The sequence below is a fragment of the Micromonospora sp. CP22 genome (assembly GCF_009712475.1).
Taxonomy (GTDB): Bacteria; Actinomycetota; Actinomycetes; order Mycobacteriales; family Micromonosporaceae; genus Micromonospora.
On sequence record NZ_VCJO01000009.1, the window covers coordinates 189,715 to 212,475 of the forward strand.

Sequence of the window (22,761 nt, forward strand, 5' to 3'; positions counted from 1 at the left end):
CGCGAGCCCGACGGCGACGTGCCGGAGACCCCCGCCGGCCCGAGCGGTCAGCGGCCCGACGAGGTACTCGACTGCCTCGGCCAGCGCTGCCCACTGCCGGTGATCGCCCTGGCCCGCCGGCTACCGGAGCTGCCGGTCGGCGCGGTGGTCCGGGTGCTGGCCGACGACCCGGCCGCCGCGGTCGACATCCCGGCCTGGTGTCGGATGCGCGGCCAGGAGTTCCTCGGCGCCCACCCGGGCCCGGCCTACCACGTCCGCCGGGCCCACTGAGCCGGGCTCGGCCCCCTGCCGACGGCGTCGGTCAGGGCAGCAGGTGGGGACGGATGTCGTCGGCGGCCTCGTCGCCGTAGGACTCGGCGAGGCGCTTGACGAACACGTCGTGGCGCACCTGGTACTCCTGGGTGCCGATGGTCTCCAGCACCAGGGTGGCGAGCAGGGAGCCGACCTGGGCGGCCCGTTCCAGCCCGAGCCCCCAGGACAGGGCGGTGAAGAACCCGGCGCGGAAGCCGTCGCCGACGCCGGTCGGGTCGACCGCCCGGGTCTCCCGGGCGATCGGCACGTGGATCGTCTCGATTCCCCGGCCCGCGATCTCCACCCCGTGCTTGCCCAGCGTGGTGACCCGGATCTTCACCCGGTCCAGCAACTGCTCGTCGGAGAGGCCGGCCTTGCTCTGTAGCAGCGACTTCTCGTAGTCGTTGGTCATCAGGTAGTCGGCACCGTCGATCAGCGCCACCACGTCCTCGCCGGGCATCCGGGCGAGTTGCTGGGACGGGTCCGCGGCGAAGGGGTAACCGCGCTCGCGGCACTCGGCCGAGTGGCGCAGCATCGCCTCCGGGTCGTTGGCGCTGACCAGGACCAGGTCGAGCCCGCCGAGGCGCTGGGCCACCGGGTGCAGCTCGATGTTGCGGGCCTCGCTCATCGCCCCCGCGTAGAAGGAGGCGATCTGGCACATGTCGGTGTCGGTGGTGCAGACGAAGCGGGCGGTGTGGGCGATCTCGCTGACGTGCACCGAGTCGCAGTCCACCCCGTGCCGCTCCAGCCAGGAGCGGTAGTCGGCGAAGTCGGCGCCGACGGCGCCGAGCAGCACCGGCTGGAGCCCGAGCTGCCCCATGCCGAACGCGATGTTGGCCGCCACCCCGCCTCGGCGCAGTACCAGATCGTCCACCAGGAAGGAGAGCGACACCTTGTGCAGCTGGTCGGCGATGAGCTGGTCGGCGAACCGACCCGGGAAGCTCATCAGGTGGTCGGTGGCGATCGAGCCGGTCACGGCGATCTTCATGGCAACCCTCGGGATCGGCGGCAGAGCCTGATCAGCCTACCGGCCCCGAAACCACCGACCCACCCCCCACCATCGCGTTGATCAAGAGGTTTTGGTCGCCGACCAGGGCGTGGCGCGACCAAAACCTCTTGATCACCGGACGAAGCGGTGGGGGGTGGGGCGGGTTAGCTGAAGGAGTCGCCGCAGGCGCAGGAGTTGCCTGCGTTGGGGTTGTCGATCGTGAAGCCCTGGGCGTCGATCCGGTCGGCGAAGTCGATGGTGGCGCCGGCCAGGTAGGGGGCGCTCATCCGGTCGACGACGACCTCGACACCGTCGTAGTCGGTGACGATGTCACCGTCGAGCGAACGCTCGTCGAAGAACAGCTGGTACCGCAGGCCGGAGCAGCCGCCCGGCTGCACGGCGACCCGAAGCCGCAGGTCGTCGCGGCCCTCCTGCTCGATCAGGGCCTTGACCTTCTGCGCCGCGACGTCGGTGAGGACGACGGACGTGGGGGCCTTGGCCTCGGTCGACTCGGTCTGCGCTGGCGTGGTCACGTGGAATTCTCCCTGCGGCGCGTCGGTGTGGTCCTCCCCTGGCCAACGTCAGCCGCCGGTCAGCGATTCCCACAGTGGTCCAGTTCTTGATTGTAGGCCGCCGGTGGCCGCGCGACCCGGCGGCGTGACCAGGCACTCGACGGGGACGACTCAGCGGCTCCACTGCCGCGCCAGCCGGGTGCCCAGTTCCCGCAGCCCCTGCGCCGGCCGTTCCAGGGCGGCGGCCAGCCCGCCCCGCTCCTCGCCGCCGAAATGCTCCACCAGGCTGTACGCGTCGGTCACCCCGACCGACGCCGCCTCCCGCCGCCCGGTGCTGACCTGACCGGCGAGCACCACGCAGGGTACGCCCCGGTCACGTGCCGCACCGGCCACTCCGGCCACCACCTTGCCGCGCAGCGACTGGTGGTCGAAGCGGCCCTCCCCGGTGATCACCAGATCGACCTCGTCGAGCACGGCGTCCAGCCCGACGGCCCGGTTGACCAGCCCGATGCCGGACTCGCACCGCCCGCCGAGCGCGAGCAACGCGGCACCGACACCGCCGGCCGCGCCGCCACCCGGCAACGCCCCGAGCCCGCTGGGACAGCCGGGTAGATCCCGTTCCAGCACCTCGGCCCAGCGACCGAGCGCGGCGTCGAGCAGCAGCACGTCGGCCCGGTCGGCGCCCTTCTGCGGGCCGAAGACGTTGCTCGCGCCGTGCAGCCCGAGCAGCGGGTTGTCGACGTCGGTGGCCGCGATCAGCCGGGTGTCCCGCAGCCGGGGCAGCCCGTCGAGCGTCGCCGCCGCGCTCAGCGCCGCGCCGCCGTACGGCAGGGCGGTGCCGCTGTCGTCCAGCGCCACCGCGCCGAGGGCGGCGAGCATGCCCGCGCCACCGTCGTTGGTCGCCGAGCCACCGAGCCCGACCACCACCGTGCGCGCACCGACCTCGACCGCGGCGGCGATCAGCAGACCCAGGCCGTACGAGGTGGTGGTCAGCGGGTTCCGCTCGGTGGTGTCGAGCAGGTGCAGGCCGCAGGCCTGGGCGCTCTCCAGCCAGGCGACCTCGCCACCATCGGTGAGCAGCATCTCACCGTCGGCCGGGCGACCCAGCGGATCGGTGGTACGCACCGGCACCCGCCGGCCGGGCAGCGCCTCGGCGAGCACGTCGAGGAAGCCCGGTCCACCGTCGGCCAACGGCTTGACCAGCAGTTCGTCGCCGGGTGCCACCTCCCGCCAGCCGTCGGCCACGGCGGCGGCGACCTGCGGGGCCGGCAACGTACCGGCGAACTTGTCCGGGCAGAGCAGTACGCGCATGCCTGGCAGTGTGGCAGCCCACACCCGCACGGCCGGCAGGACGGTCGCGCTGTGGGACCATGGGAGGCGTGACGACCTGGGTTGAGCCCTCCAACACCGCGACCGCGCTGCTGCTTCTCGGCCGTGGCAGCGACCCCGCCACCGAACGTGGCGTGGAGTGTCCGGGTGACCTGCCCGCGCCGAGCGACCCCGACCTGGTGGCCCGCGCGACGGCGGCCAAGGCCGCCCTCGGCGACCGGGTCTTCGTGCTGGGTCACCACTACCAGCGCGACGAGGTGATCCAGTTCGCCGACGTGACCGGCGACTCGTTCAAGCTGGCCCGCGAGGCCGCCGCCCGACCGCAGGCCGAGTACATCGTCTTCTGCGGTGTGCACTTCATGGCCGAGAGCGCGGACATCCTCACCTCCGCCGACCAGCAGGTCGTGCTGCCCGACCTGGCCGCCGGTTGCTCGATGGCGGACATGGCCGCGCTGCCGCAGGTCGAGAACGCCTGGGACGTGCTCACCGAGCTGGGCCTGGCGGAGCGGACCGTCCCGGTCACCTACATGAACTCCTCGGCCGACATCAAGGGCTTCGTGGGGCGCAACGGCGGAGTGGTCTGCACCTCGTCGAACGCGAAGCGGGCCCTGGAGTGGGCGTACCAGCAGGGCGAGAAGGTGCTCTTCCTGCCCGACCAGCACCTCGGCCGCAACACCGCCGTGCTGGAGATGGGCTTCTCCCTGGACGACTGCGTCCTCTACGACCCGCACAAGCCGAACGGCGGGCTCACCGCCGCGCAGCTGCGCGACGCGAAGATGATCCTCTGGCGCGGGCACTGCTCGGTGCACGGCCGGTTCACGCTGGACAGCGTCAACGACGTTCGGGACCGGGTGCCGGGCGTGAACGTGCTGGTCCACCCGGAGTGCCGGCACGAGGTGGTGCGGGCCGCCGACCTGGTCGGGTCCACGGAGTACATCATCAGGACCATCGAGGCCGCCCCGGCCGGTTCCGCGTGGGCGGTGGGCACCGAGCTGAACCTGGTCCGCCGGCTCGCGCTGGCCCATCCGGACAAGCAGATCATGTTCCTGGACCGGGCCGTGTGCTACTGCTCGACGATGAACCGGATCGATCTGCCGCACCTGGTCTGGGCGCTGGAGGAGCTGGTCGCCGGGCGGGTGGTCAACCAGATCACGGTCGACGCCGACACCGCGCACCACGCCCGGGTCGCGCTGGATCAGATGCTCGCGCTGCCGGGCGCCTGACCACACCCGACGTCACCGTCTGTGACGTCGGGTGTACGCGAAAGTGCCGGATCACCGATAAATACCCTCCGAAGCGGTGTGACCGGATCCATTCTCATCACGGAGGGCTATGCTGCCGGGCGACGACACACGCGGGCGCGGGCGTTTGGGCGCGACCGCACCCCGGGTAGCGACCGGTGGTGTCCATTCATCGAAACGGCAGCACGCACGCGCTGGAGGTTGCGTTGACCGACGACGTCCTGGTCGTACACGGAGGCACGCCGCTGCAAGGGCGGATCCGGGTACGCGGCGCGAAGAACCTGGTGTCCAAGGCGATGGTCGCCGCACTGCTGGGCGACAGCCCCAGCCGACTGTTCGACGTGCCGAAGATCCGGGATGTCGAGGTGGTCCGGGGCCTGCTCGGGCTGCACGGCGTCAAGGTCACCGACGGCGACGAGGACGGCGAGCTGGTCTTCGACCCGGCGAACGTGGAGAGCGCCAGCACCGACCAGATCAACGTGCACGCCGGTTCCAGCCGGATCCCGATCCTGTTCTGCGGGCCGCTGCTGCACCGTCTCGGGCACGCCTTCATTCCGGACCTCGGCGGCTGCCACATCGGGCCCCGGCCGATCGACTTCCACCTCCAGGCACTCCGGGAGTTCGGCGCGACCGTCGAGAAGACCCCCGAGGGTCTGCACCTGTCCGCGCCGAACGGGCTGCACGGCACGAAGTTCGCGCTGCCCTACCCCAGCGTGGGCGCGACCGAGCAGGTGCTGCTGGCCGCGGTGATGGCCGAGGGCGTCACCGAGCTGCGCAACGCGGCCGTGGAGCCGGAGATCATCGACCTGATCTGTGTCCTGCAGAAGATGGGCGCGATCATCAAGGTGCACACCGACCGGGTGATCGAGATCCAGGGCGTACCGAAGCTGCACGGTTACACCCACCGGCCCATCCCGGACCGGATCGAGGCGGCGAGCTGGGCCGCGGCGGCACTGGCCACGCGGGGCCACGTCGAGGTGCTCGGCGCGGAGCAGGCCGACATGATGACCTTCCTGAACGTCTTCCGCTCGGTCGGCGGCGAGTACAAGGTGACCGACACCCGGCCGCCGCGCCCCGGACAACCGGGGCAGGAGGGCGGCATCCGCTTCTGGCACCCGGGCGGTGAACTCCAGGCCACCGCGTTGGAGACCGACGTGCACCCGGGCTTCATGACCGACTGGCAGCAGCCGCTGGTGGTGGCCCTGACCCAGGCTCGCGGCCTGTCCATCGTCCACGAGACGGTCTACGAGCAGCGGCTCGGCTACACCGAGGCGCTGAACTCGATGGGCGCGAACATCCAGGTCTACCGGGACTGCCTGGGCGGCACCCCGTGCCGGTTCGGCCGGCGCAACTTCAAGCACTCCGCGGTGATCGCCGGTCCGAGCAAGCTACACGCCGCCGACCTGGTCATTCCCGACCTGCGGGCGGGCTTCAGCCACCTGATCGCCGCGTTGGCGGCCGAGGGCACCTCCCGGGTCTACGGCGTGGATCTGATCAACCGTGGCTACGAGGACTTCGAGGCCAAGCTCGCCGACCTGGGCGCGCACGTCGAACGACCCTGATCGACCCGCGACGCCGGCGCCGCGCGTTCGCCGCACCGCGATGTGCATCGGGCGCGCGGCGTTGGCTACCCTTGCCGCGTGCCGTCGCTGTTTCGCCGCAAGTCCGCCGACCTCGCCGAACCCGCCACCGAGCCGCTGACCCCGGCTGAGGAGGAGGCGGCCGAGGCGGCCCGGTCCCGTGCCTACACCCCGGCCAAGGGACGGGAGACGCCGAAGCGCCCCTCTCACGGTCGTCGCCCTGCCATGGCCAGGAAGCCGCTGAGCAAGGAAGAGGCGAAGGCGCAGCGCCGACAACGCCGCGCCGAGGCCGCCGCGGAGTTCCGCCGTGAGGGCGGGCCCCGCGACCGGGGCCCGGAGCGGCTGTTGGCCCGCAACGTGGTCGACTCCCGGCGTACCGTCGGCACCTGGTTCTTCGGCGGCGCCCTGGTGGTGCTGATCGGTTCGAACCAGGCGATGCCGCCGGTGATCCGGTTGGCCTCCAACCTGCTCTGGGGTGCACTGGCCCTGGGCGTGGTGGTCGACTCGGTGCTCATCTCACGCCGGATCAAGAAGCTGGTCCGCGAGCGCTTCCCGAAGTCCACCCAGCGGATGGGGTCGCTGTACGTCTACGCGATCATGCGGTCGATCACGTTCCGCAAGCTGCGTACGCCGGAGCCCCGGGTCGCCCTCGGCGACCCGGTCTGACCGCCCGCCGGGCACGCGCCATGCGGCGTGCCTGCCCGGATCGGCACCTCGTACGCGCCGGTCTCGGCTGCGCCGACAGGTGAACGGACAGGCCCCCGGCGACGGCGACGAGCGGTTGACGGTGAGTACGGCAGCGCCGGAAGTCCGATACCGGCATAGGGATAAATGTCCGGATCAATAGGATAACGTTTGGGTTGACGAGGGTGCCGTAGTGGCGGTGACCGAGCCCGCGCCGCTACCCTCCATGCGCAGCCATTCGGTGCCCGGACGAGCGAATTCGCCGGTCTCCGGGGTGCCCAGCGCGACCATTTCCGACGAGGTGACATCGCCGTGAGCGAGCGGACGCGAGCCGACCACCGGGGCGCGACCGTGAGCGAGCGGGCGTCGGTCCCGGGTCTCGGCACGGGTCGGACCGGTCGTGGCCCGTTCGCCGGGCATGTTCACCCTCCCCGTGTCGCGGTCCGCCCCGCCTCCCGGCGACGTCCCGGCCGCAGCGACAGGTCCGGCGGATGAGTCGCGGCTACGCCGACCGGTGGCACGATCCCACCGAGCCATCCTGGGTCGCCGAGCCGACGAGCGAGTGGCAGCCGCAATTCCCGGGCCAGCGTTATCCGGGTGACAACGGGGCCGAGCACCAGCCACGGGGTCGCGCGAGCGCCGTCGGCCGGGCCGAGGTGCCGCCACTCGCGCCGACCCGGCCCGACGGCACGTACACCGGACGATCCTGGAACGAGGAACCGGACGGCCTTCCGGGCCGACACGAGGCATTCGAGAATCGGCCCGTCAGCGGCCCGAACGGCGCCCGGCCGTACGACCGGTCGATGCCGCCCGGCTCGCGGCCGGAGCAGGGGCGACGCTCGTCGTACGGTGAACCCGCACGGGGCCGCGACGCGGTCGTCTGGTCGGACTTCGGGCCACCGGCCGCCGCCGGACCGGGTGCGCCGCCACGCCGCGACCAGCGCGAGGCGTACGTCGAGCGCCCGCGCGACGGCGACCGTTACCCCGAACGCCGCGACCCGCACCGCCCCCGTGACCAGCGCGAACCCGACCGGTACGCGCGCCGCGACCCGGAGCGGTACGCCCGGCGGGAACCCGAACGGCGTGACCCGGACCGCCGTTATCCGCCAGCCGAGCCCGGACGCCGGGGTCAGCGCGAACCCGACCCGTACGCGGACCGGCCCCGTCACGTCGAGTCGGGTGGGCGCGACGAGTACCGGCGCGGAGCACCGGTGTCTCCGGCCCCTCGCCGGGAACCCGGCTGGGCGGCGGAGGCCGACGAGGAGATTCGTCGTCCCGCCGCCACCCGACGCCCGGTCGACGGTGTCGACCGCCGCCCGCCCGGAGAGGCCGCCGCGCGCCCGCGCTACCAGTGGAGTCACCACCCCGGGCAGCCGCCCCGCACCGACGGTCCCGTGGTCGACGGCTACCGCAATGACTTCGTCGGCGGCGGAGACCCGGACGCCGCGCCGTACCCGGACGGTTTCATCGACGACGAGCCGGTCCGCCCGCCCGACGAGTGGGCTCGCCCGGACCGGGCGCCCCGGCGGGGCCGTCCGGAACCGCCACCGGACCAGCAGGGTTACGACGCACCGTCGCGCGGCGACCTGCCGTGGCCCGCGCCCGGACCGCTACGGCCGAGCAGTGGACGCGACCACCGCGAGTACCAGCGACCGGCTCCTCGGGAGCCGGAGTTCGACCGGCGTCCGGGCGGGATGCCGGACGGTCCCGGCCCGCAGCGTTTCGACGACCGGCCAGCCGCCGCGCTGCCCGACCGCGACCGGCCCGTTTCCGCAGCACCCGACCAGGATCCGCGTCGCCGTCACCTGTCGGTGGTACCGGATCGTCCCGTGTCTCCCGCTCCGGAGTCGGACCGGCCGGTCTCCCCCGCCGCCGGACGGGCCCGACCCGTCTCCCCCGCCCCGCAGCACCAACCCGAGGTCGGCCACCCGCCACGGCTTCGTCCCTCGGCCACCGCCGGGGACCGGAGCGACCCCCGCCAACCGGTTCAGGACCGTGGCCCGACCGGTCCCGACCGGCCGCGTACCGACCGTCCCGGCCAGGACCGACCCTCCGTCGCCGCCGGGGCCGATCCGGCACCGACCGGGGACACGGTCCGCCCTGCGCCACTGCACCAGCACGAGGTACGGCCCGCACCGCTGCACGAACACCAGGTCCGTCCGGCTCCCCTGCACGACCAGCCGGTCGTCGCCTCGCCGCCTCCCACACCGGTGCCCTCGGTGGCCGCCGCACCCCCCGTCACCCCGCCACCGGCCCGACCGGTCTCCGCGCCACCGGACCAGCCACCGCCCACCCGACCGGTCTCCGCGCCACCGGACCAGCCACCGCCCACCCGACCGGTCTCCGCACCGCCGGACCAGCCACCGTTCGCCCGCCAGCCCACCCGACCGGTCTCCGCACCGCCGGACCAGCCGTCGGTGGCCGCCGCGTCGGGGCGGATGCCCGAGCCGCCCGTGGCCGACCGGACACCGCTCGGCCCGCCGCCGGTGGCACGGCCCGACCAGGATGCTCCGGCGGCACCGGCCGCCCGTCAGCCCACCCGGTACGTCCCGCCACCACCCGCACCGTCCCCGCCGCCCGCGCCCGCCCGGCCGGCGTCCGACGGTGCGCTGGGTTGGTTCGGTCCGGTCACCAAGCCACCGGCCCCGGAACAGGACGCGCCCGCCTCCATGCCACCACCGGAGCGGCCCGGACCAGCCGGGCCGAAACGGACCGTCGCCCCGCCGCCGGAGCCCACGCCGCAGGCGGCGGCCGATGTGCCCGCTTCCCCGGTCTCGGCGTCTCCGGTGTCGGCACCGCCCGCACCGCTGCCGCCCGAACGGCCGGTCGGGACACCACCGGCACCGCCGACCTCGGCGGCTCCCGTCTCCGCGCCGCCCGACCCGACGCCGGTCTCCGCACCGCCGTCGCCCGTCTCCGGGCCCCCCACGGCACCCGTGTCCGGCCCGCCGTTGGCACCGGTGTCCGGCCCACCCACGGCACCCGTGTCCGGCCCGCCCGTGGCACCGGTCTCCGGCCCTCCCGTGGCACCCGTGTCCGGGCCACCGTTGGCACCCGTCTCCGGCCTGCCCCTGTCGACGCCGGTATCCGGGCCGCCGATGCCCGTACCGCCCGGGGAGCCCGACCTCGACGCGCCGGTCTCCGCGCCGCCCGACCACACCACGCCGCCGGACCACACCACGCCGCCGGACGACACCACGTCACCGGACGGCCCGGCTCGCAACACCGAGCCCGACGGCGGCACCGAGCGTCCGGACACCGGACCCGGTGACGTCGACGCGCCGCCCGGCTCAGCCGACACCGCCGCACCGGCCGACCCGGCGGACGACGAGAAGCCGGCGAGCGACGACCCGGACGACAGCGAGCCGGTGGCCGAATCACCGGCCGATCCCGAACAGGTGTTGGCGAACTTCCGCTGGCGTCTCGACCCGGTGACCCTGCGGGAGGTGGTGGACGACCCGGAGGAGTTGCGGGAGGTCCGGGAACGGCTCACCGAGAAGCTCGCCACGGCCCTGGACAACAGGTCCCGGGCCCGGCTGCTGAGCCTGCGCGCGGTGGCCTCACGGGTCCTCGGCGACCTGGACGACGCACTGGACGACGGTCGGATGGCGCTGACCTACGCCGAGGCGACGGGCGAACTGCGCCGCGCCGCGCTCGCCCAGGCCCGGTTGGCCCACGTGTTGCGCTGGCGCGGCGAGTTCACCGAGGCGGACCGGCGGTTCGCGGAGGCCAACTCCATCGAGCTACCCGACCGGCTCCGCGCCGCGCTGCACGAGCACTCCGCCCGCTGCTGCTACGACCAGGGCCGGCTGATGGAGGCCTGCCATCACTTCGAGCGGGCCCTCGACCTGCGCGGTGAGCAGGACACCGAGCTGCTGGCCCGGGTCCGGACCGGCCTCGACGCGGTCGCCGCCCGCGCCAAGGAGAGCGGCTTCGGGCCGTACCCGCGCGGGTGGGAGGAGGTGCTGGAGCGGGACCGGCCTCCGGTGCCGGCCCGCGACGGCGGCCAGGGCCTGTGGGGTTACGCGGACGCCGAGGGTGACATGGTGGTGCCCGCCCGGTACGCCGAGGCACAGCCGTTCCGGGAGGGCCTGGCCTGGGTACGCGAACCGCAGACCGACCGGTGGTCGTTGATCGACCTGGCCGGTGCGACGGTGGTCGAGCCGACCTACCTGGCGGCTCGCCCGTTCTCCGACGGGCTGGCCTGGGTGGTGCGGGACGAGAGCGGCTGGCACGCCGTCGACACCAGCGGCGAGGTGGCGGTACCGCCGGGTTTCGCCGACGTGCGGCCCTTCCACAAGGGCGTGGCGGTGGTACGCCGGGAGGGCTGGGGTGCCGTCGACCGCACCGGCCGCACCGTGGTACCCACCCGCTACCACGGTTTCCACACCACCCTGGCCGACGGCCACTACGTCGACGGCTTCACCGAGGAAGGGCTGGCCGTGGTGGACCTGGCCGGTCGCAAGGGTGTGGTGGACCGCAACGGGCAGGTGATCGTCGCGCCCGCGCACCCGGCGTTGCTGATCCACCCGGTCGCCTTTTTGGCCACCAACAGCGCCGGGAACTGGGGTGCCCTGGACCGACGCGGCGAGCCGTTGATCGACCCGATGTTCCACCACCCGAGCGCGGTGGTCGCCGAGATCGACGGATTGCTCGCCGACGCCAACCCGGTGCTCTGAGACCAGCGGTTCCACCGAGGTCCGGGCTAGGGTCGAGGCATGGAATTCCGACACCTGGGCCGCTCCGGCCTCATGGTCAGTGAGATCTCGTACGGCAACTGGATCACCCACGGTTCGCAGGTCGAGGAGGAAGCGGCGTTCGCCTGTGTGCGGGCCGCCCTCGACGCCGGCATCACCACCTTCGACACCGCCGACGTGTACGCCGGCACCCGTGCCGAGGACGTCCTCGGGCGGGCGCTCCAGCAGGAGCGGCGCGAGGGTCTGGAGATCTTCACCAAGGTGTACTGGCCGACCGGGCCGGGCCGCAACGACCGGGGCCTGTCCCGCAAGCACATCATGGAGTCGATCAACGGATCACTGCGCCGGCTGCGTACCGACTATGTGGACCTCTACCAGGCCCACCGGTACGACTACAGCACCCCGCTGGAGGAGACGATGGAGGCGTTCGCCGACGTCGTGCACTCCGGCAAGGCGCACTACATCGGCGTGTCCGAGTGGAAGGCGTCGCAGATCCGCGAGGCCCACGCTCTCGCCCGGGAGCTGCGCATCCCGCTGGTCTCCAGCCAGCCGCAGTACTCCATGCTGTGGCGGGTCATCGAGAGCGAGGTCATCCCGACCAGCGAGGAGCTGGGCATCGGTCAGATCGTCTGGTCGCCGATGGCGCAGGGGGTGCTCTCCGGCAAGTACCTGCCCGGCCAGCCGCCGCCGTCCGGTTCCCGGGCCACCGACGAGAAGTCCGGCGCTGGTTTCATCGCCAAGTGGCTCACCGACGACGTGCTGACCCGGGTGCAGCAGCTCAAGCCGCTGGCCGACCAGGCCGGGCTGACCATGGCCCAGCTGGCCATCGCCTGGGTGCTGCAGAACCCCAACGTGTCGTCGGCCATCGTCGGGGCGTCGCGCCCCGAGCAGGTGCACGACAACGTCAAGGCGGCCGGGGTGAAGCTCGACGCCGGTCTGCTCAAGGCGATCGACGAGATCGTCGAGCCGGTGACCGAGCGGGATCCCGCGCGTACCGAGTCGCCGGCCGAGCGGCCCTGATCCGGCCCCGCCCGGCCGGTGGGCCATCCCGCCGGCCGGGCGGCGCGGTCAACTCCGCCAGAACCGGATCAGCTCCAGACCGGTCGCGTACAACCACGGTGGCAGGCCGAGCAGGTCGCCGATGGCGAAGACGGCGGTGAAGAACCAGCCGCCGATCGTCGGGTTCCACAGCAACGCGAAGAGCAGGATGAACCCGTACGGCGCGAACAGGTCGTACATCCGCCGGTACGGCGGCGTCAGCCACGGCTGGAGCATGTTCCCGCCGTCCAGCCCCGGCACCGGCAGCAGGTTGAGCAGGCTGGCGGTGATCTGGAGGAAGGCCAGCAGGGCCACCGCCGCCCAGAACTGCACCGGCCCGCCGCCGTCCACGCCGAGGCGCAGCACCACCACCAACACCAGGGCGAACAGCACGTTGGTGGCCGGCCCGGCGAGGCTGACCAGGGTGTGCCGCAGCCGCCCGGGAATGACGTGCCGGTCCACCCAGACCGCGCCGCCGGGCAGGCCGATGCCGCCGAGCAGGACCACCACCACCGGCAGCGCGATGGACAGCAGCGGGTGGCTGTACTTCAACGGGTTCAGCGTGAGGTAACCCCGGTGGGCCACCCCCCGGTCACCGCTGCGGTACGCCACCACGGCGTGGGCGTACTCGTGCAGGCACAGCGAGACCAGCCAGCCGGAGACCACGAAGCAGAACACGGTGAGCCGGACGTTGCCGATCCCGTGCCAGGTCAACACGGCGCTGGTCACCAAGAGGGCGACCAGCGCCAGGAAGACCGGGCTGGGCCGGAAGGCCGCCCGGGGCACCCCGAGCACCAGCGGCTCGGAGTCCCTGGGCGTCATCACTCCGCCGGAGGCAGCAGGCTCATCCGGTACTCCACCCGATCGTCTTCGAGGAGCGTGACCGAGGTGACGCCGGACGCCGCGAGTTCCCGCCAGGTCTGACCGATCCAGGATTCGGCATCGGCCTGGCTACCGAACGACTCGGCCGGCCCCTCGACCGACTCGCCGTTCGCGCCCTCGTACCGCCAGCTCCACGCCATGTGCGCGTCTCCCCTCGCCGCTGATGTCCCGTGGGACGGACCTCCGTCAGCGTAGTCGCACCGCCGCCCGGCGACCGGGCCACGGCCGTCGATACCGGCCGGGTGGGGGTTGCGCGCGGCACGGCGACTGACACCGCCGTCGCCGGGTATGTGTCGTCGAAGCCCGACGCACCGGAGGCGACAAATGACGACACCGATCCCGCAGATGGACACGGCGGAACTGCGCGACATCGCGGTACGGGGCGGCATCGAAGGAGCCCGGGAGATGGACCGGGAGGAACTGATCACGGCCCTCCAGGCCCGCCCCGGTGAGGGCGCCTGGCAGGAGGATCCGAAGCAGGCGGACGTCAACCCCAACGACTTCCGATACCAGGCCCCGGAACAGCACTGAACCGTACCGTGGGTCGGCGCGCGGTGCGGCGCACCTGCGGTGCCCCGGCCCGCTGGCTGGACGTAAGGTACCCAGCATGTCCCTAGACGGGTGGAACACGCTTCTGGTCCTCGGTGGAATCCGGTCCGGTAAGTCGGAGTTCGCCGAGTCCCTGGTCGCCGACGCGCCCACGGTCCGCTACCTGGCCACCGCCGCCGACGCGGGCGACGACCCGCAGTGGGCCGAGCGGATCGCCGCGCATCGCGCCCGTCGGCCCGCGAATTGGAGCACCGAGGAGGTCACGGACGATCCGCGCCGCCTCGCCGACGTGATCGCCACCGCTCGGCCGGAGGAGACGCTGCTCGTCGACGACCTCGGCGGCTGGGTGACCGTGCTGCTCGACCCGACGCACCAGCCGGCCGACGACACCGTCACCGTCGCCGAACTGGCCGCCGCCGTGCGGTCCTGCCCCGCGCGACTGGTGCTGGTCAGCCCCGAGGTCGGGCTCTCCCTGGTGCCCACCACCCCGCTGGGCCGGGCGTTCACCGACGCCCTCGGCGCGGTCAACCGCGCCGTCGCGGACGCCTGCGACACGGTGGTCCTGGTGGTAGCCGGTCAGCCGTGCCGGTTGAAGCCCCCCGTCGGCCTTCCCGCGTCGCCCGCCGAGGTCGTTGCGGCGTCCGACGACCGGCCGGCCGTCGACGGCGGTACCGGTGCCACGGTGCCCACCCAGGCGGGCCCGACCGGTGGAGTGTCGACCGCCCCCGGCGAAGCCCTCACGACGGCCACGACGAGCCCGGCCATCCAACCCGGCATGACGCTGCCCATGCCCGACGAGTCCACCGGCCCGCAGGCCGTCGACCGGTTGGCGAGCCTGGACGTGCCGGGCGCCGGGTTCGGCGCGCTGAAGCAGGTGGTTTCCTTCGCCGCCGCCACCCAGGGCACCCCCACCCCGACGCCGTGGCGCTCGGTGCGGGTGCTGCTGGTGCACGGCGACCACGCCGGTGGGGTCGCCGCCGGCACGGTGGCCGGTGAGTCGGCCCGGCGGGCCGAGCAGGCCCGCGCCGGTCAGGGCGTCCTCGCCCGGCTGGCCGCCGAGAGCGGAGCGAGTCTCCAGGTGGTGGAGGCCCCCGCCGCCGCCCCCATCGAACACGGTCCGGCGCTCGACACCGAGCAGGTGGAGATGGCGCTGCGCCACGGCCAGCGGCTCGCCGAGGAGGCGGCCGATGCGGGCGTACAGCTGCTGGTGCTGGCGGCGTGCGGTGTCGGCACCGAGGCCACCGCCGCGGCGGTGCTGGCCGCTACCGCCGGTGCCGAACCGCCCGCGGTGCTCCCCCGGGTGGTCACCGCGGCAGGCCAGGTCGACGACGTGGCCTGGATGGCCCGCTGCGCCGCGGTCCGCGACGCCCTGCACCGCACCCGTCGCTTCTCCCGGGACGCCGTCGAGGTGCTCGCCGAACTGGGCGGCGGAGACGTCGCCGTGGCCACCGGCATCCTGCTGGGCGCGGCCGGTGGCCGGCTGCCGGTGCTGCTCGACGGCCCGGTCGGGGTGGCCGCCGGGCTGGTCAGCCGGGACCTGGCCGGGCAGGCCCGACACTGGTGTCTGCTGGCCGACGACGGCGGCAACCCGGGCGTCCGACTCGCCGCCGACGTGCTCGGCCTGGAGCCGTTGACCCAGCTGAGACTCGACCTCGGCGAGGGGGCGAACGCCCTCACCGTCCTGCCGCTGCTGCGCTCGGCGCTGGCGTTGGCCGCCGGGCTGCCGACCCGCCCGGAAGGCGACGACCGCGACGACGACGGCAGCGAACCGGAGCCTGCCGAGGAGGCGGAGCCCGACTTCCGCGAGCCGGAACCCGAGGGCCCCGGCCCGACCAGCACCGAACCGGCGGAGACCTCCGCCGCACGTGCCGGCTGAGCACCGGCTCGGCGACGCGGCGCGGCTGGCCCTGACCACCCTCACCATCCTGCCGCTGCGCGTCGGCCGGGTCGACCGGGCCACCGCCGGTACGGCGATGACGCTCGCCCCGGTGGTCGGTGCGCTGCTCGGGGTGCCGCTGGCGGGCGTACTGCTGCTGGTGGCCGCCGGCACCGCGCCGCTGGTCGCCGCCGGGGTGACCGTCGCGGTGGCCGCCCTGCTCACCCGAGGACTGCACCTGGACGGGCTGGCGGACACCGTCGACGCGCTGGGTTCCTACCGGCGTGGACCGGCGGCGCTGGAGATCATGAAGAAGCCGGACGTCGGGCCGTTCGGGGTGGCCGCTCTGGTGCTCGTCCTGCTGGTGCAGGCGGCGGCGCTGGCGGAGCTGGTCGGCCGCCCCCGACCGGCGGTGTTCGCGGCCGTGCTGACCGCCACCGCGGCGGGACGGCTCGGGGTGACGCTGGCCTGCCGACGCGGTGTGCCGGCGGCACGGCCGGAGGGGCTCGGTGCGCTGGTCGCCGGCAGCGTCGGGCCGGTCGCGCTGACCACCGGCACCGTCGCCGTCGCGCTCCTGGCGGTCGCGGCGGTGCCGGACCGGGCATGGCAGGGCCCGCTGGTCGTCCTGGCGGCGCTCGCCGTCGCGGCCGGGCTGCTGCGGCACGTGGTACGCCGGTTCGGCGGGATCACCGGGGACGTGCTCGGCGCCTGCGTCGAGCTGGTCACCACGCTGGTCTACCTGGGACTGGTGCTGTCCGGCTGAGCCGGGCCGACGGCGGCGGGTAGCGTACCTGCGACGACAGCACCGGCGCGGCCACCCGGGGGACGACATGCTCATCACCGACGACTTCCTGCCCGTTCCGGTCCCGGAGTCGCTCAGCGCGACCTATCTGGTGCCGACGGCGGGGCTGCCGTCGGTGACGGCCCGCACGGCCGTGCAGGCGCTGGCCGGTCGGCTCGCCGAACCGGTGTACGGGTTGGCTCGGCAGATGCTGGACAGTCCGCTGATGAGCGTCGACGTCCGGACCGTCGCCGAGTTTCCCGAGCTGCCCCCGGATCTGCTCACCGCGTTCGGGGCCAGCGAGGCGCAGCTGGACCGGCTGGCCGCGGCGACCCACCTGGTGGTGGTGCAGGCCGAGTACCGCCCGGGTTGGCCGCCCGCCCACGAGTGGGCGGCCCGTGCGGTGGCCGCGGCGGTCGCCGAGGCGGTCGACGGCGACGTGGTGGACGTCTTCGGCCTCCAGTTCCTGGACCCGGCCACGGCGCTGCGTTCGCTGCCCGACGCCGAAGGCCGGGTCCGGCTGGTCGACTGGGTGCTGGTGCCCTACTCGTCGGACTCCGAAGGGCTCTGGTTCACCACCAAGGGCCTGCGCCGGTTCGGTCTGCTGGAGTTGCAGACCCAGGGGGTGCCCGACCATCTCACCCGGGCCTGGGGCGCGGTGATGACCGGCGCGGCCCGGCGGCTGCTGCGGGACTGGACCGACGGGCTGGCCGGCGAGGAGGTCCCGGCGTTCGTGCAGCTACCGGTGCTGGCCACGGTGACCGGGCACGACATCGCGGTGGCGTACGGCAACCCGGAGCAGCACGGGGCGACCGCGCCGGTGCTGCTGCGCCTGGAGCTGGACCCGGCCACCGACCCAGAGGCCGACTCCTTCCTGAGCCTGCGTCCGCCGGCCGGGCATCCCGGCCCGGCCGGGCGGTACTTCGCCAACGCCTGCGCGACGCTCTTCTCCGGCATCCAGCCCGACGTGCGCTACGCCCGCTCCGGTGACGCGATGAGCCGGGCGATCGCCACCGCCCGCGCCGGGCTCGACGACATCCGGGCCCGGTTCCGCGACGAACAGCTGCCGCCGGAGACGCAACTGGTGGTCAAGTACGGGCTGCCGGGCGACGACGGGCCGGAGTACGTCTGGGCCGGGGTGACGACCTGGGACTCCCCGGACCGGATCGTCGGTGTCAGCGCGAGCGACGCCAACACCGACCCCACGGTGCGGATCGGCTCGCCCGTCGTGGTGGCGGTGGCCGACGTCGTGGACTGGGCCGTCCTCGGCACCGGTGGCGTCATCGAGGGTGGCTGGACCCAGGCCGTTCTCGACGCCGGTCAACCCCCGACCCCCTGACGTCACCGATCGCGGCGTCGTCCGCTCTGGATCTCCTGGTCGACGCCGGTCACGACCCGACGGAGGGCTGGTGGAAGGGGGGACGGGTCAGCTGCACGGGGGTGCGTCGATTGCGGATGTCGACGTGCAGTTCCGCCCCGTCGGGCAGCGCGGGAGCGGTGTCGATCAACGCTAGGGCGATGCCGTGCTTCAGGGTCGGGCTGAAGGTGCCGCTGGTGACCGTGCCGACCCGGGTGTCACCGTGGAACACCGCCATGCCGGGGCGGGGAATGGCCCGACCGGCGGCGACCAGGCCGCGCAGCGTACGCGTCGGACCGGCGGCCTTCTCCGCGAGCAACGCGTCCCGGCCCCAGAAGGTCGGCTTGTCCCAGCCGACCGCCCAACCCGAACGGCCCTGCAACGGCGTGATCTCCAGCGACAGGTCCTGCCCGTGCAGCGGGTAGCCCATCTCGGTGCGCAGCGTGTCCCGGGCGGCCAGGCCGCAGGGCTGCGGGGTCGGCTCGGCGGCGAACAACGCGTCCCAGACGGCGACCGCGTCGTCGACCGGCACCACGAGTTCGTAGCCCAGCTCGCCGGTGTAGCCGGTACGGCACACGGTCAGCTCGACCGCGCCGAGTCGCGCCGAGGTGAAGCTCATGTACCCGTGCGCGGTGGGCAGGCCGAGCCCGTCCAGCAGCTCCGCCGAGCGGGGCCCCTGCACCGCCAGTACGGCGTACGCCTCGTGTTCGTCGGCGACCGTGACCTGCGGCGGCGCGGCGGCGCGCAGCCGGCGCACCACCTCGGCGCTGTTCGCCGCGTTCGGCACGAGGAAGACGTGGTCGTCGGCGTGCAGGTAGGCGATGATGTCGTCCACCACGCCCCCGGTCGCCTCGTCGCAGCAGAGGGTGTACTGCGCCCGCCCCGGCTCGATGCGGCCCAGGTCGTTGCTGAGGCAGGCGTTGACGAACTCCGCCGCCCCCGGCCCGGTCACCCGCACCTTGCCCAGGTGTGACACGTCGAACACGCCCACCCCGGTACGCACCGCGGTGTGCTCCCGCAGCACTCCGCCACCGGCGTACTCCAGGGGCATCTCCCAGCCACCGAACGGAGCGAGTTTCGGGCCGAGCGCGGTGTGCCGGTCGCTCAGCGGGGAACGACGCAGCCGGGTCGCGGCTGCGTCGGTGGTCACCTCGGTCATGGGTGGCAACTTACCCGCAGGCACCGGGCTGGTTAGCATCGGCGGGACCGCCGGATGACCTGGCGGCAGCAATGACGTCCGGCGGGTAAATCATCCGCTGGGGAACTCCACCGCCGGTACGCCACCACGCGACCGGCCCGGCCCGCCCGGGAGCAGCCTCCGTGACATCGCCCAGCACCACCCTGAGCCTGGTCGACACCGACCCCGCCGAGCTCGCCGTCGACGCGATCGTGATCGGCGTGCACAGTACGACCGGCGAGCAGGACGCCACCAGCGGCCTCGCCGGCACCCTGTTGCTCGCCAGCGGCGCCGAGAGTATCGCCGCCGCCTTCGACGGCAAGCTGACCGAGACGCTGGCGCTGCTCGGCGCGACCGGCGGCCCCGGTGAGGTGATCAAGTTGGCGACGCTCGGCACGGTCGCCGCGCCGGTGCTCGCCGCCGTCGGCCTCGGCCCGGAGCCCAGTGGTGCGGCACCCGCTCCGGAGACGCTGCGCCGTGCGGCGGGAGCCGCGGTGCGCGCCCTGGCCGGCGCGTCCCGGGTGGCGATGACGCTGCCGCTGCCCGACGACGCCGACGCCGCCGACGCGCTGCGCGCGGTCGCCGAGGGCGCGCTGCTGGGCGGTTACCGCTTCGCCGGGTACAAGACCCGGCCGCAGCCGGCCCGCCGGGAGCCGGTCGCCGAGGTGCTGGTGGCCGTGCCGGACGCGGCGGACGCGGCCGCGCAGGCGGAGGTGACCCGGGCCCAGACGGTGGCCGGTGCGGTCCGGCTCACCCGCGACTGGGTCAACACCGCGCCGAACGAGCTGCGTCCGCCGGCCTTCGCCGACGCGGTGGCCGAGGCCGGTCGGGCGGCGGGCCTCGACGTCGAGGTGCTCGACGAGGTCGCCCTGCGCGAGGGCGGCTACGGCGGCATCACCGCGGTCGGTCAGGGTTCCGAGGCCCCGCCGCGCCTGGTGAAGCTGACCTACACCCCGCAGGGTGGCGGCACCGGCAAGCGGGTCGCCCTGGTCGGCAAGGGCATCACCTTCGACACCGGCGGCATCTCGATCAAGCCGCCGCAGGGCATGTGGGAGATGAAGTCCGACATGGCGGGCGCGGCGGCGGTGGCGGCCACCATGTTGGCGGTGGCCGAGTTGAAGCCGTCGGTGCCGGTGACCGCGTACGTGCCGATGGCCGAGAACATGCCGTCGGGGACCTCGTACCGGCCGGGCGACGTGATCACGATGTTCAACGGCAAGAAGGTGGAGGTGCTCAACACCGACGCCGAGGGCCGGATGATCCTCGGTGACGCGATGGCCCGAGCCTGCGCGGACGGTTGCGACTACCTGTTCGAGACCTCCACCCTCACCGGCGGTCAGGTCGTCTCGCTGGGCAAGCGGATCTCCGGCGTGATGGGCTCGACGGAGCTGTGCGAGCGGGTCCGCGATGCCGGTGACGCCGTCGGTGAGCCGGTCTGGCCGATGCCGCTGCCGGACGACGTGCGCAAGGGCATGGACTCCGACGTCGCCGACATCTCGCAGGTCAACGCGGGCATGGACCGCGCCGGGCACATGCTCCAGGGCGGGGTCTTCCTGCGCGAGTTCGTCACCGACGACGTCGCCTGGGCCCACATCGACATCGCCGGCCCTTCCTACCACTCGGGCGAGCCGACGGGCTACTGGACCAAGGGCGGCACCGGCGTGCCGGTACGCACCCTGCTGCGCCTGATCGACGACGTCGCCGCCAACGGCTGAGGTGCAAGGAAGGGCCCCCTGCTAACGCCTGGCGTATAGCAGGGGGCCCTTCCTAACCGAAACAGGCGGCAGCGACGCGGCCGAACGGTGTCGGGCGGGTCGGGCGGGTCGGGCGGGTCAGAACTGTTCGGGGCGGCGTTTGCGGCGCTCGTTGTAGTCGCGCATGCGCTGCGGATAGCCCATCAGCGCCACGTCGTAGATGGGAATGCTCAGCCGGTGCGCGAACCGCCGCGCGCCTTCGGGCCCGTTGATCCGTCGACGGGTCCACTCGCCGTCGTCAGCGATCAAGATCACTGTCGTCTCGGTGACAGTGGTACGGGGCTCGATGTACGCCTCGACACCCTTGCGGGTGCGGACGAAGTTCTCAAGGTGCTCCAGATCGGCGCGATTGGCCGTACGGTCAGGGTCAGCCGCGCGTGATCGCTTGCTTCGCCGGAACAGTCCCACCGTGCCGTCTCCCCAGTTGTGGCGTATCGAGGCAGAGCCAAGGGTACGTGGCGGCAACGTGTCGTTGGGCACCTCGGTACGCGGGTGCGACGCGGTGGTGACAAGATGGCCGAGGTGGGGTGTGCCCGTGGTTACCCCGCCGTGACCCCCGATGCAGCGAAGCGACCTGGGAGTTGGACGTGAGCGAGCCGAACGACGCAACCTTCGACATCGTCATCCTCGGAGGTGGTAGCGGCGGTTACGCGACCGCGCTGCGCGCCACCCAGTTGGGCCTGTCCGTGGCGCTGGTGGAGAAGGGCAAGCTCGGTGGCACCTGCCTGCACAACGGCTGCATCCCCACCAAGGCGCTGCTGCACGCCGCCGAGATCGCCGACCAGACCCGCGAGTCGGAGCAGTTCGGCGTGAAGGCCGAGCTGGTCGGCATCGACATGGCGGGGGTCAACGCGTACAAGGACGGCGTGATCTCGCGGCTCTACAAGGGCCTGCAGGGCATGCTCAAGGGCAACAAGTCGATCACGATTGTGGAGGGGCACGGCCGGTTGGTCGCCCCGAACGCGGTCGAGGTGGACGGCAAGCGGTACACCGGCCGCAACGTGGTGCTGGCCTCCGGTTCGTACGCCAAGAGCCTGCCCGGCCTGGAGATCGACGGCGAGCGGGTGATCACCAGCGACCACGCCCTGACCCTGGACCGGGTGCCCACCTCGGCGATCGTGCTCGGCGGCGGCGTGATCGGCGTCGAGTTCGCCAGCGTCTGGAAGTCCTTCGGCGTAGATGTGACGATCATCGAGGCGCTGCCCCGGCTGGTCGCCGCGGAGGACGAGGAGTCGTCGAAGGCGCTGGAGCGGGCCTTCCGCAAGCGGAAGATCAACTTCAAGGTCGGCAAGCCGTTCGAGAAGGTCGAGAAGACCGACAACGGCGTGAAGGTGACCATCGCCGGGGGCGACACCGTCGAGGCCGAGCTGCTGCTGGTCGCGGTCGGGCGTGGCCCGAACACCGCCGACCTCGGCTACGAGGAGCAGGGCGTGAAGCTCGACCGCGGTTACGTGCTGACCGACGAGCGGCTGCGCACCAACGTGCCGAACGTCTACGCCGTCGGCGACATCGTGCCCGGCCTCCAGCTCGCCCACCGCGGTTTCCAGCAGGGCATCTTCGTCGCCGAGGAGATCGCCGGTCAGAACCCGGCCGTGATCGACGAGGCGGGCATCCCCCGGGTCACCTACAGCGATCCGGAGCTGGCCTCGGTCGGTCTCACCGAGGCGAAGGCCAAGGAACAGTACGGCGCAGACAAGATCAAGACCTACAACTACAACCTCGGCGGCAACGGCAAGAGCCAGATCCTCAAGACGGCCGGCTTCGTCAAGCTGGTGCGGGTCGAGGACGGTCCGGTGGTCGGCGTGCACATGGTCGGCGCGCGGGTCGGCGAACTGGTCGGCGAGGCGCAGTTGATCTACAACTGGGAGGCGTACCCGGGCGAGGTCGCGCAGCTCGTGCACGCCCACCCGACGCAGAACGAGGCGCTGGGCGAGGCGCACCTCGCGCTCGCCGGAAAGCCGCTGCACGCGCACGCCTGATCACGACGTACCCGCGGCGTCCGGCGACGGGCGACGCTCCCCCCAC

Annotated in this window: 19 protein-coding genes; 12 read left to right on the top strand and 7 right to left on the bottom strand. The window is 73.1% G+C overall.

All coding sequences use genetic code 11. The features are described from left to right. The first annotated feature begins 18 nt into the window (after positions 1-18). Entirely contained in the window at positions 19-270 is a 252-nt protein-coding gene (locus FF096_RS17180) for a sulfurtransferase TusA family protein (protein ID WP_309223475.1), read from the top strand. Between the two features lie 31 nt (positions 271-301). On the opposite strand, the gene FF096_RS17185 is transcribed toward FF096_RS17180, so the two are convergent. From FF096_RS17185 to FF096_RS17195, 3 genes are all read right to left on the bottom strand, one after another. Then, positions 302-1,279, bottom strand: a complete 978-nt coding sequence (locus FF096_RS17185; RefSeq protein WP_155219330.1) for a carbohydrate kinase family protein — start codon at positions 1,277-1,279, stop codon at positions 302-304. Positions 1,280-1,443: 164 nt separating this feature from the next. After that, positions 1,444-1,812, bottom strand: a complete 369-nt coding sequence (gene erpA, locus FF096_RS17190; RefSeq protein ID WP_093401225.1) for an iron-sulfur cluster insertion protein ErpA — start codon at positions 1,810-1,812, stop codon at positions 1,444-1,446. A gap of 150 nt (positions 1,813-1,962) precedes the next feature. Continuing rightward, on the bottom strand, positions 1,963-3,102 hold the full coding sequence (locus FF096_RS17195) for a glycerate kinase (RefSeq protein ID WP_155219332.1): 1,140 nt from the start codon (positions 3,100-3,102) through the stop codon (positions 1,963-1,965). Between the two features lie 59 nt (positions 3,103-3,161). Here FF096_RS17195 and nadA point away from each other — a divergent pair, with 59 nt between their 5' ends. From nadA to FF096_RS17220, 5 genes are all read left to right on the top strand, one after another. Continuing rightward, the gene (gene nadA, locus FF096_RS17200; RefSeq protein ID WP_155219335.1) at positions 3,162-4,343 is read left to right on the top strand and encodes a quinolinate synthase NadA; all 1,182 of its coding nucleotides are present in this window, start codon (positions 3,162-3,164) and stop codon (positions 4,341-4,343) included. 224 nt (positions 4,344-4,567) lie between these two features. Continuing rightward, a complete protein-coding gene (murA, locus tag FF096_RS17205) occupies positions 4,568-5,923 on the top strand; it encodes a UDP-N-acetylglucosamine 1-carboxyvinyltransferase (protein ID WP_155219525.1) in 1,356 nt (451 codons plus the stop codon). A 78-nt stretch (positions 5,924-6,001) separates the two neighbouring features. Continuing rightward, complete coding sequence (locus tag FF096_RS17210) at positions 6,002-6,607, top strand: DUF3043 domain-containing protein (protein WP_309223459.1); 606 nt, start codon at positions 6,002-6,004, stop codon at positions 6,605-6,607. Positions 6,608-7,116: 509 nt separating this feature from the next. After that, positions 7,117-11,304 carry a WG repeat-containing protein gene (locus FF096_RS26710; protein WP_230462683.1) on the top strand — a complete coding sequence of 1,396 codons (4,188 nt, stop codon included), beginning with the start codon at positions 7,117-7,119 and terminating at the stop codon, positions 11,302-11,304. Positions 11,305-11,343: 39 nt separating this feature from the next. Next, positions 11,344-12,342: an aldo/keto reductase family protein gene (locus FF096_RS17220; RefSeq protein ID WP_155219339.1), complete on the top strand. Its 999-nt coding sequence runs from the start codon at positions 11,344-11,346 to the stop codon at positions 12,340-12,342. A 48-nt stretch (positions 12,343-12,390) separates the two neighbouring features. On the opposite strand, the gene FF096_RS17225 is transcribed toward FF096_RS17220, so the two are convergent. Together FF096_RS17225 and FF096_RS17230 are read right to left on the bottom strand one after the other, a co-directional pair. Next, on the bottom strand, positions 12,391-13,182 hold the full coding sequence (locus FF096_RS17225) for a site-2 protease family protein (RefSeq protein WP_155219341.1): 792 nt from the start codon (positions 13,180-13,182) through the stop codon (positions 12,391-12,393). Continuing rightward, complete coding sequence (locus FF096_RS17230; protein ID WP_155219344.1) at positions 13,182-13,382, bottom strand: hypothetical protein; 201 nt, start codon at positions 13,380-13,382, stop codon at positions 13,182-13,184. The genes FF096_RS17225 and FF096_RS17230 overlap by 1 nt, the downstream gene beginning before the upstream one ends. A 184-nt stretch (positions 13,383-13,566) precedes the next feature. Here FF096_RS17230 and FF096_RS17235 point away from each other — a divergent pair, with 184 nt between their 5' ends. The 4 genes from FF096_RS17235 (at position 13,567) to FF096_RS17250 (ending at position 17,787) form a co-directional block, all read left to right on the top strand. Then, the gene (locus tag FF096_RS17235) at positions 13,567-13,773 is read left to right on the top strand and encodes a hypothetical protein (RefSeq protein WP_155219347.1); all 207 of its coding nucleotides are present in this window, start codon (positions 13,567-13,569) and stop codon (positions 13,771-13,773) included. 76 nt (positions 13,774-13,849) lie between these two features. Beyond that, positions 13,850-15,667, top strand: coding sequence for a bifunctional adenosylcobinamide kinase/adenosylcobinamide-phosphate guanylyltransferase (cobU, locus tag FF096_RS17240; protein WP_155219350.1), 1,818 nt, complete (start codon positions 13,850-13,852; stop codon positions 15,665-15,667). After that, the gene (locus tag FF096_RS17245) at positions 15,657-16,430 is read left to right on the top strand and encodes an adenosylcobinamide-GDP ribazoletransferase (protein WP_309223460.1); all 774 of its coding nucleotides are present in this window, start codon (positions 15,657-15,659) and stop codon (positions 16,428-16,430) included. Before cobU ends, FF096_RS17245 begins: the two co-directional genes overlap by 11 nt. Before the next feature lie 67 nt (positions 16,431-16,497). Beyond that, entirely contained in the window at positions 16,498-17,787 is a 1,290-nt protein-coding gene (locus tag FF096_RS17250; RefSeq protein ID WP_155219356.1) for a DUF2314 domain-containing protein, read from the top strand. Between the two features lie 49 nt (positions 17,788-17,836). Here the strand turns inward: FF096_RS17250 and gcvT are convergent, their stop codons facing one another. Next, on the bottom strand, positions 17,837-18,964 hold the full coding sequence (gene gcvT, locus FF096_RS17255; protein ID WP_155219358.1) for a glycine cleavage system aminomethyltransferase GcvT: 1,128 nt from the start codon (positions 18,962-18,964) through the stop codon (positions 17,837-17,839). A gap of 161 nt (positions 18,965-19,125) precedes the next feature. Here gcvT and FF096_RS17260 point away from each other — a divergent pair, with 161 nt between their 5' ends. Further along, positions 19,126-20,697 carry a leucyl aminopeptidase gene (locus FF096_RS17260; RefSeq protein ID WP_309223461.1) on the top strand — a complete coding sequence of 524 codons (1,572 nt, stop codon included), beginning with the start codon at positions 19,126-19,128 and terminating at the stop codon, positions 20,695-20,697. A 117-nt stretch (positions 20,698-20,814) separates the two neighbouring features. On the opposite strand, the gene FF096_RS17265 is transcribed toward FF096_RS17260, so the two are convergent. After that, the gene (locus FF096_RS17265) at positions 20,815-21,144 is read right to left on the bottom strand and encodes a hypothetical protein (protein WP_309223462.1); all 330 of its coding nucleotides are present in this window, start codon (positions 21,142-21,144) and stop codon (positions 20,815-20,817) included. A gap of 179 nt (positions 21,145-21,323) precedes the next feature. Here FF096_RS17265 and lpdA point away from each other — a divergent pair, with 179 nt between their 5' ends. After that, entirely contained in the window at positions 21,324-22,715 is a 1,392-nt protein-coding gene (gene lpdA / locus FF096_RS17270; protein WP_309223463.1) for a dihydrolipoyl dehydrogenase, read from the top strand. Positions 22,716-22,761: the final 46 nt, after the last annotated feature.